The sequence below is a fragment of the Kitasatospora sp. NPDC056181 genome, from assembly GCF_042266225.1.
Classification (GTDB): domain Bacteria; phylum Actinomycetota; class Actinomycetes; order Streptomycetales; family Streptomycetaceae; genus Kitasatospora.
Genome location: NZ_JBHJUK010000014.1, coordinates 61,017 through 70,258 on the forward strand (window position 1 = coordinate 61,017; position 9,242 = coordinate 70,258).

The following is a 9,242-nucleotide window of genomic DNA, read 5'->3' on the forward strand; positions in this document are numbered from 1 at the left end:
ACCCCCGTGCCGCACCCGTGCCACATCGACGACGACCGTACGACCGGCGGCGGCCGCAGAGCCGGCGGAAGCGGTGGAAGCGGCGGTAGCGGTGGAAGCAGCGGTAGCGGTGGAAGCAGCGGAACCCGCGAGCCTCGGCACTCAGCCCGTGGCCTCAGCCTGCCTCAGCGCCGGTAACCGCGCTGCGGGTCCCGTTCCTCCGCGTCCTCGTACACCAGGAACCAGCCCTCCGGGTGGGTCGCCGCGAGCAGCAGCTCGGTGCGCTGCTCGGCGGTCAGCTCCGGGTCGCCGTCGTCCGGCCCGAAGACGCCGAACAGCTCGTCGTGACAGCCGTCCCAGTCGTAGTCGTAGAGGTCGGCCGGCAGGTCGCCCATCATGTCGGCGACCGATTCGGGCTGCGAGCCGAGCAGTGCACGGGCGTCCACCAGTGCCATCCGCAGGGCGATCTCCTCGGCCAGGCAACGCGGCAGCGGCCACTCGCCGAGCGCGAGGTCGTCGGCCAGGTCGTCGAAGGAGCGGGCCATCGCCCGGCGCCAGCCCCGGTGCAGGCGCCAGGTGCGCTGCGGCAGCCGGCCGAAGACGGTCCAGTCCGACTCCTCGCCGTCGGTGACCGGCTCGTCCTCGTGCTCCTCCAGGTCGTCATAGGCGGCGTCGGCCAGACCCAGCAACTGGGCGTGGAGGAGGCAGGCGGTGCGCGGGGTGAGGGTCCAGTCGCCGGTCCCGCCGCCGTCCTCGTCGCCGCCGCCGCCGTCCAGCGGGAAGAGCTCCGCGAAGTCCGGCGCGAAGTCCTCGGTGACGCTGATCTCCAGCGTCCCGCCGATGGCCTCGACGCCGGGGATCGCGGCCACCAGCCGGTCCGGGTGGAGCAGTGCGCCGAGAGCCGCGTTGGCGTCCTCGGCAACCTCGCGCAGCAGTTCGCGCCGCTGGCCGGCCGGATCGATTCCGGCGAAGTCCAGCTCCTCCACGGCCGCGATCGCGGCCGCACGCAACGCCGGCCAGTCGGTGATCCGCAGGCCCAGCACCACCGTCGCCTCGATCTCCTGCGCGCCGGAGTCCTCCGCCGCGCCCGGCCCCTGTGGATGATCGCTTCGCTCGCCCATGGGGCTACGGTACGGCTTTTCGGCCGCCCGATCACCGGTCTGTCCGAGCTTCCCCGTCCGACCCCGTCCTTCCCGGCGTTCTCCGGCCGTTTCTCCGCGCCTCCGCCGTCTCCTTCCGGGTGCCGCTCCATCCACCTCCGCCCACCTCCGCCCTCCTCCGCTTCCCTCCGTCCTTCTCCTCCGGCCTGCTCCGCTCCCTGCGCCCCCTGTGCTCCCTGCGACCCCCTGGGGCCTTCGACGGCCCGCCCCGGCCACGCCTCTGGGCCCGGGCGCCGTCCAGCCCGCAGGATGGGCCCATGGCGAACATCGACGAATTCGGCGGCGGGCAGCGCCCGGACGCCCAGGTACTGGTCGTGACCACCAACGACATCCCCGGCTTCCGGGTCGACCACGTGATCGGCGAGGTCTTCGGCCTGACCGTCCGCAGCCGGCACATCGGCAGCCAGATCGGCGCCTCGCTCAAGTCCCTGGTCGGCGGCGAGTTGCGCGGGCTGACGAAGACCCTGGTGGAGAGCCGCAACGAGGCGATGGAGCGGCTGGTCGAGCAGACCAAGGCGCGCGGCGGCAACGCGGTGCTCATGTTCAGGTTCGATGTCACGGAAGCTGCTGACGTCGGAACAGAGGTCTGCGCGTACGGCACCGCCGTCGTGATCTCCCCGGCGACCTGACCCGGCCACCGGCCCGGCCGCCCGACCCGGCCACGTGACCCGGCCTGATCATCCGGTCTGCTGATCCGGCTGCCCGCCCGGGCCGCCTCGCGGCAGCGGGAACAACTCCTCGGCCGCCCGATGTTTCACCGGCGTGACTGTTTACGGTGCAACCAACGACGGTGCGGCCGACGCCGGAACCCCGGCCGACGGAACCCGGCGGGTCGACGTCCTGGTGGTGGGCGCCGGGCAGGCGGGCCTGTCCGCCGCCTACCACCTGCGCCGCCGCGGCTTCGCCCCCCACCGGGCGGACGCCGACGGCGGCTTCGTCGTGCTCGACGCCGATGACGCCCCGGGCGGCGCCTGGGCGCACCGCTCACCGTCCCTGCGGATGGCCACCGTGCACGGCTTCCACGACCTGCCCGACTTCGAACTGCCCGAGCCAGACCCCGACGCCCCCGCCCGCGAGGTGGTCCCGGGGTACTTCGCGGCGTACGAGGCGAAGCACGCGCTCCCGGTCGTGCGCCCCGTCCACGTCCGGGCGGTCCGCTCCGAGTCCGACCGCCCCGGCTCCCGGCTGCTGGTCGAGACCGACGCGGGCACCTGGTCCACCCGGGCGCTGATCAACGCGACCGGTACCTGGACCCGCCCCTTCCTGCCGCACTACCCCGGCCACTTCGCGGGCCGGCAGCTGCACTACGCCGAGTACCGGGGGCCGGAGGAGTTCGCCGGCCGCCGCGTCCTGGTGGTCGGCGGCGGCGCCTCGGCGATCCAGGTGCTGTCGGAGGTCGCGGCCGTCGGCGAGACGGTCTGGGTCACCCGGACCCCGCCGGTCTACCACGACGGCCCGTTCACCCCCGAGTACGGCCGCGAGGTGGTGGCCAAGGTCGAGGAGCGGGTCCGCCAGGGCCTGCCGGTGCGCAGCGTGGTGAGCGTGACCGGGCTCGGTCCGTCCGTCGCCTACCGCCGTGCCGAGGAGCTGGGCGCACTGCACCGCCGCCCGATGTTCGACCGCCTGACCGAGCACGGCGTCGCCTGGGGCGAGGGGCCCGGCAGCGAGGAGTTGCCCGTCGACGCGATCGTCTGGGCCACCGGCTTCCGGCCCGAGGTCGGCCACCTGGCCCCGCTCGGCCTGCGCTCCCCCGGTGGCGGCATCGCCCTCACGGGCACCGCCGCCACCGCCGACCCCCGCGTCCACCTGGTCGGCTACGGCCCGTCGGCCAGCACCATCGGCGCCAACCGGGCGGGCCGGGCCGCCGTGAACGCCCTCGTCGCACTGCTCGGCGAACCGGCGCAGGGCGCCGACGTGCCGGCACAGCAGTCGTAGCCGCGCCCTCGACGGTCCTGGCCGCACCCGCTCGGCGGTCGTGGCCTGTGCGGGCACAGCCGGTCCTGGCCGTGCCCGCACAACCGGTGGTGGCCGTGGCCGCTCAGCTGGTCGTGGGGCCGTGCCCGCTCAGCGGTCGTAGTCGACCGTCACCCGGTCGGTGAGCGGGCGGGCCTGGCAGGTCAGCACGTAGCCGGCGGCGAGCTCCTTCTCCTCCAGCGCGAAGTTGCGGCGCATCTCCACCTCGCCCTCGGTGACCAGGGCGCGGCATGTGCCGCAGACTCCGCCCTTGCAGGCGAACGGCAGGTCCGGGCGGGAGCGCTGCGCGCCGTCGAGGACGGAGCGGTCGCGCGGGAGGGAGAGCGTGCTGCCACGCCCGTCGAGAACGACCGTGACCTCGCTGTACGCACCGTCCGCCGGCCCGTCCGCGGACTCCTCGGCGCGCTCGGCGACCGGCTCGTCCTCGGCGTGGAACAGCTCCTGGTGCACCCGCTCGCCCGGCACGCCCAGCCCGGCCAGCAGCTCCTTCGCCCCGGCGACCATCCCGAACGGGCCGCAGAGCCACCAGTGGCCGACGCGCTCCACGTCCACCAGCGCCTTCAGCAGCGCGCCGACCCGCTCCGGGTCGAGCCGGCCGCTGAGCAGCTCGGCGTCCCTGGTCTCCCGGGAGAGCACGTGCACCAGCTGGAACCGGCCGAGGTAGCGGTCCTTCAGGTCGGCCAGCTCGTCGGCGAACATCACGGTGTCGCTGCGCCGGTTGCCGTAGAGCAGGGTGACGGTGGACGTGCGGTCGGCGGCCAGCACCGACGCCGCGATGGAGAGCATCGGGGTGACGCCGGATCCGGCCGCCAGCAGCACGTGGTCGGCGGGCTCGCCCAGCTCGGGAGTGAAGAGGCCCGACGGGGTCAGCACCTCGACCTCCTCGCCCGGCGCGGCCTCGCGCACCAGCCAACGGGAGAAGAGCCCGCCGGGCACCTCGCGGACCGCGATCCGCAGCGGGCCGCCGACGGGGGCGCAGATCGAGTACGAGCGGCGCTCGTCGGCACCGTCCACCACCCGGCGCACCGTCAGCGTCTGTCCCGGCCGGAACGCGAACTGGTCGGCGAGCCCGTCGGGCACCTCGAAGGTCACCGCGACGGCGTCCTCGCAGAGTCGCTCGACCGCGGCGATCCGCAGGTGGTGGAAGGCCGGACGGCGGGCGGGACGGGCCGCGGGGGCCGGAGCGGCGGGGGTTTCCACGGGGCGGGCCGTGCTGGCGGGACCGGCGGCCATTCAGATCTCCTTGACGCGTTCGAAGGGCTCGCGGCAGTCGCGGCAGCGCCACAGCGCCTTGCAGGCGGTCGAGCCGAAACGGGACAGCTCCTCGGTGTCGCTGCCGCCGCAGAGCGGACAGGCCACGAGGTGGCGGGTCGGGCCGAGGGCCAGCAGACCCGGGGACGTCCGGCGCCCGGCGGCGGGCCCGGGCGGGGCGATGCCGGCCTCGGCGAGCTTGCGGCGGCCCTCCGCGGTGATCAGGTCGGTGGACCACGGCGGGTCCAGCCGCAGCCGGACCCGGACGTCCGTGTAGCCGGCCGCGCGCAGCCGCCGGTCCACGTCGGCCGCCATCTCGGCGACGGCCGGGCAACCGGAGTAGGTCGGGGTCAGCCAGGCGGTCACGGTCCGGCGGCCGACCGCACCGCCCGTCTCACCGCCCGCCCCGGTGCCCGTCCCGTCGTCGGCCGCGCCCACCTCGACCTCCGCCAGCACCCCGAGGTCGGCCAGCGTGAGCATGGGCAGCTCGGGGTCGGGGACGGTGGCCGCGATCTCCCAGGCGTCGCTCAGCACGGTCACCACGTCGCCCCCGGGTGTGCGCGGGCCACCACCTGGAGTTCGGCCAGCAGCGGGCCGAGCGCCTCGGTGTGCACGCCGTCCCGGCCGGCCCGGCCGCCGATCGTGGCCAGCGCCGGTGCCTGCGGCACGGTCAGCCCGGCCTCGGCGAGGACGGCGGCCAGCTCCCGCAGCACGGGTTCGCGCAGCGTCGCCGGGTCCACGCCGACCCGCAGCTCCACCGGGTGGGCCGTGAACAGCTCCTCCAGCAGCGGCCAGACCGCGTCCAGCCCGTCCTGCATCCGCTGCGCCGAGTGCGGCGTGCCGTCGCCGAGCCGCAGCGTCCAGGCGGTGGCGTACTCACGGTGGTAGGCCAGCTCCTTGACGCCCCGCGCGGCGACCGCCGCGAGCACCGGGTCGCGGTGCCCGGCCAGCGCCTCGTACAGGGCGCCGCGCGCGGTCGAGAAGAGCAGCAGCCGGGCGACGGAGTACGCGAAGTCCCCGTTCGCCGTCTCGACCAGGCGGACGTTCCGGAAGTCGTGCTCCTCGCGCCAGTACGCCAGGTCGTCCTCGGTCCGGCCGGAGCCGTCCGCCTGGCCGGCCCGGGTGAGCAGCTGGCGGGCCTGGCCGAGCAGGTCGAGGCCCAGGTTGGCGAGGGCGACCTCCTCCTCCAGCTCCGGCGCCCGGGTGCACCACTCGATCAACCGCTGGGCCAGGACGAGCGCGTCGTCGCCGAGCATCAGGCAGTAGGCGGCGAGGTCGGCGCCGTCCAGCCCGGCCGGGACGGCCGTGTCCACGCCGAGCAGCGGGTCCGCGAAGCCCGTCCCGTAGGCCCAGCGGCCCTCGCCCTCGGGCCCGGGGGACGCCTCGGAGAGGCTCAGGTAGAGGTGGTCGTCGTTGTGGGCGTCGTGGCTGACGTGGGCGCCGTGGTCGACGTGCGCGCCCTGGTCGACGTGCGCGCCGTGGTCGACGTCGCTCTCATGGCTGTCGTGGCGGCCGGTCACGGTGTCGTCGGCCGCGGTTTCGCCGGTCACGGTGTCGTCGGTCATGGTTCTGGTGCTCCCCGTCAGATGTGCGGGACATCCTCGGGGATGTCGTAGAAGGTCGGGTGGCGGTAGACCTTGTCGCCGCTCGGCTCGAAGAACGGGTCCCGCTCGTCCGGGGTGGAGGCGGTGATCGCGTCGGAGCGGACCACCCAGAGGCTCACGCCCTCGTTGCGCCGGGTGTAGAGGTCGCGGGCTGCGAGCAGCGCCATCCGGTCGTCGGACGCGTGCAGCGAGCCGACGTGGACGTGGTTCAGCCCGCGCCGGGGGCGCACGAACACCTCGTACAGCGGCCAGCCGGCCTTGGACTCGGTCACTTTCCGTTCTCCTGTTCCGCGTGGTGCCGGGCCTCGGTGCCGGGCCGGGATTCGGTGCCGGGCTGGGCTCCGGTGTCGGACTGGGCCTCGGCGCGGCGCTTCCGCGCGTAGGCGGTGGCGGCCTCGCGGACCCAGGCGCCGTCCTCGTGGGCGGCGCGGCGGCGATCGATCCGCTGGGCGTTGCACGGGCCCTGGCCGTGGATGACGCGGGTCAGCTCGGACCAGTCCGGCTCCCCGAAGTCCCAGCCGCCGCGGTCCTCGTTCCACCGCAGCTCGGGGTCGGGGAGGGAGACGCCCAGGTGCTCGGCCTGCGGGACGGTCATGTCGACGAAGCGCTGCCTCAACTCGTCGTTGGTGTGCCGCTTGATCCGCCACGCCATCGAGCGGGCGGTGTTCGGCGAGTCGCCGTCCGAGGGGCCGAACATCATCAGCGACGGCCACCACCAGCGGTCCACCGCGTCCTGGACCATCCGGCGCTGGGCCTCGGTGCCGCGCATCAGCGTCATCAGCAACTCGTAGCCCTGACGCTGGTGGAACGACTCCTCCTTGCAGATCCGGACCATGGCGCGGGCGTACGGGCCGTAGCTGCACCGGCAGAGCGGCACCTGGTTGCAGATCGCGGCGCCGTCGACCAGCCAGCCGATCACGCCGACGTCGGCGAAGGTGAGGGTCGGGTAGTTGAAGATCGAGGAGTACTTCTGCCGCCCGGAGATCAGTTTCTCGGTCAGCTCCGCGCGGTCCACGCCGAGGGTCTCGGCGGCGGCGTAGAGGTAGAGGCCGTGGCCCGCCTCGTCCTGGGCCTTGGCGAGCAGGATCGCCTTGCGGCGCAGCGACGGGGCCCTGGTGAGCCAGTTGCCCTCGGGCTGCATGCCGATGATCTCGGAGTGGGCGTGCTGGGCGATCTGGCGGATCAGGGTGGCCCGGTAGGCGTCGGGCATCCAGTCCCGGGGCTCGATCCGCTGCTCGGCGGCGACGACCGCCTCGAACCGCTCCTCCTGCACCTGCGCGGGGACCGGCTCGGCCACCTCTGTTGTCACCACGGTCCCCTCTCACGTCCTGCGGCGCGCTCGCTGCCGCGTGCCGCCTGCTGTCGTGCGGCGCGGGCCGGGAAGCGGCTGGTCCGCCACCGCCCACGCTACCGACTGACCGTTCGGTCGGTTCCATTGTGCGTGGTGAGGCGGCGGCCTGACAAGGGAATCAGGCCGCCGTCCGCGACGCGCTCGGAACTCCTGGCCCGGTGAACCCCGGGGCCGCCCGGCAAATGATCTTCCCTTCCCGCCCGGACCGGGCCGGCCTGGGACGGGCGCGGCCCATTGGGGCAGGCCCGTCCCGAGGGGAGGGCGGCAGATCGAAAGGCGCGGGTTCGGACGGGTCCGGGGCCTCTGGACGGTCCTCTGGACAGGGCGACTCGGCCGTCCGTTCGCGTCGCGGAGGTCCGAGAAGTGGACGGGCGGCGGATCCTGCGGATCGGCGACCGGTCCACCGCCGTGAACGGGCGAACGGAGGTCCGCCACCGGACCGGACGGTTCCGCCCGAGCCGGCGCATCGAGGCCCGCGGTCCGGTGAGCTCCCGGTTCGTGCACCGATACCGGCTCCCTCCGGTGGCTGCTTCAACTGGCCCCGCACCGGGAGGACGCCATCGGCCGCCGGTCCGCCGGAGCCGACCCCCAGGGCTCCGCCTGGTCGAACACCCGGGCCGGACGGACGACCGGGAGTGACCGGCGTGGGAGACCGGCAGCACCCGGCGGGGGGCACCCGCGGGGTGCGCTACGAGCGGAGAGGGCCACCGGAGGGGTGCGCTACGAACGGGGAGGGCCACCGGCGGGGAAGGCCAACCAGCCGGCCGGCCCGCGTCACGGCCGACGGCGAGGCCGGCCGTCGACATTCGGCCCCGGGCGGCACAAGGGCCGCAAGGCCACCGGGCGCCGGACTCCACGACGCGGCATGACGCACCGAACCCGCTTCGACGCCCCCGCCACCCGGGCGGCCCCCGCTCGCATTGCCGGTCCTGCGCGCCCGGGGCATCCGCTTGATCATTCGCCGGGCGACGCCCAGGCCGACGGCCTCAGGCGGGCCAGCTCCTCCGCGCGGGCGGCGCGCTTGGCAAACACCTTCTCCTTGCGGTCCTCCATCCGGCGCAGCGCGGTGCGGCGGCCGCGGTGCGAGAGCCGGTCGATGTAGAGGCCGCCGTAGAGGTGGTCGGTCTCGTGCTGGAGGCAGCGGGCGAAGTAGCCCCGGCCCTCCACCACCAGCGGGCGGCCCTCCAGGTCGCGGCCGCGCACGACGGCGAAGTCCGGACGCGCCAGCTCCAGGTAGGGGCCGGGCACGGAGAGGCAGCCCTCGTCCATCTCGGCGAGCCGGCGAGCGTCGGAGGGCAGGTCGTCCAGCTCGGGGTTGAGGATGTGGCCGACGTGCCGGACGCCGTCCTCGTCAAAGCAGTCCCAGACGAAGACCTGGAGGTCCACGTCGATCTGGTTGGCGGCGAGGCCGGCCCCCTCGGCCACCCACATCGTGGCGAACATGTCGTCCACCAGCCGTGACAGCTCCGGTGTGCCGAACTCGTCGTCGGCGACCGCCCGGCACCGGCGGTGCAGCACCTCCTCCCCGACCACGGTGATCCGCCGCACCTCCCCGCGCAGCGCCTCCGGCGGCACCTCCGGGTACGCGGCCACCCACTCCCCCTGCACCCGCACCGACCCGCGAAGCGTCTTCGTGGACGTCCGTTCGGTCATGGTCGTACTCCCCTCCGCTGGGCCTCTGGTTACGCCTATCCATACTTTGCAAAGTGTCACTTTGCAAATAGTGGGCGGGGGCGATGACCGTGACCTGGGGTGTTTCTGCGTCCCCGGCTTGCCAGACACTTTGCAAACAGGCATCTTTGCAAAGTGACCACCGACGAGACCCTGCCGACCGGGCCCGTGGGCCCGATCGAGGCTGAGGCTGAGGTTGTGGCTGGGGCCGCGGCGGCGGCCGCACCCCCAACCCCACCGCCGGCCGCGGTG

General features: G+C 74.3%; 9 protein-coding genes. 2 read left to right on the forward strand and 7 right to left on the reverse strand.

All coding sequences use genetic code 11. The annotated features are described in order from the left end of the window. Window positions 1–164: 164 nt before the first annotated feature. On the reverse strand, window positions 165–1,100 hold the full coding sequence (locus tag ACFC1F_RS08705) for a hypothetical protein (RefSeq protein WP_376156645.1): 936 nt from the start codon (window positions 1,098–1,100) through the stop codon (window positions 165–167). Between the two features lie 296 nt (window positions 1,101–1,396). Between ACFC1F_RS08705 and ACFC1F_RS08710 the strand changes: the two genes are divergently transcribed. Continuing rightward, window positions 1,397–1,768: a YbjQ family protein gene (locus tag ACFC1F_RS08710; protein ID WP_148641848.1), complete on the forward strand. Its 372-nt coding sequence runs from the start codon at window positions 1,397–1,399 to the stop codon at window positions 1,766–1,768. A 133-nt stretch (window positions 1,769–1,901) separates the two neighbouring features. Beyond that, the gene (locus tag ACFC1F_RS08715) at window positions 1,902–3,074 is read left to right on the forward strand and encodes an NAD(P)-binding domain-containing protein (protein ID WP_376156647.1); all 1,173 of its coding nucleotides are present in this window, start codon (window positions 1,902–1,904) and stop codon (window positions 3,072–3,074) included. A 129-nt stretch (window positions 3,075–3,203) separates the two neighbouring features. Here the strand turns inward: ACFC1F_RS08715 and paaE are convergent, their stop codons facing one another. From paaE to def, 6 genes are all read right to left on the reverse strand, one after another. Then, complete coding sequence (paaE, locus tag ACFC1F_RS08720) at window positions 3,204–4,346, reverse strand: 1,2-phenylacetyl-CoA epoxidase subunit PaaE (protein ID WP_209409401.1); 1,143 nt, start codon at window positions 4,344–4,346, stop codon at window positions 3,204–3,206. Continuing rightward, complete coding sequence (gene paaD / locus ACFC1F_RS08725) at window positions 4,347–4,907, reverse strand: 1,2-phenylacetyl-CoA epoxidase subunit PaaD (RefSeq protein ID WP_376156650.1); 561 nt, start codon at window positions 4,905–4,907, stop codon at window positions 4,347–4,349. Then, a complete protein-coding gene (gene paaC, locus ACFC1F_RS08730; protein ID WP_376156652.1) occupies window positions 4,901–5,929 on the reverse strand; it encodes a 1,2-phenylacetyl-CoA epoxidase subunit PaaC in 1,029 nt (342 codons plus the stop codon). The genes paaD and paaC overlap by 7 nt, the downstream gene beginning before the upstream one ends. 17 nt (window positions 5,930–5,946) lie before the next feature. After that, a complete protein-coding gene (paaB, locus tag ACFC1F_RS08735) occupies window positions 5,947–6,240 on the reverse strand; it encodes a 1,2-phenylacetyl-CoA epoxidase subunit PaaB (RefSeq protein WP_030234269.1) in 294 nt (97 codons plus the stop codon). Further along, window positions 6,237–7,277: a 1,2-phenylacetyl-CoA epoxidase subunit PaaA gene (gene paaA / locus ACFC1F_RS08740; RefSeq protein ID WP_209409407.1), complete on the reverse strand. Its 1,041-nt coding sequence runs from the start codon at window positions 7,275–7,277 to the stop codon at window positions 6,237–6,239. Before paaA ends, paaB begins: the two co-directional genes overlap by 4 nt. A gap of 996 nt (window positions 7,278–8,273) precedes the next feature. Beyond that, on the reverse strand, window positions 8,274–8,972 hold the full coding sequence (gene def / locus ACFC1F_RS08745; RefSeq protein ID WP_376156654.1) for a peptide deformylase: 699 nt from the start codon (window positions 8,970–8,972) through the stop codon (window positions 8,274–8,276). Window positions 8,973–9,242: the final 270 nt, after the last annotated feature.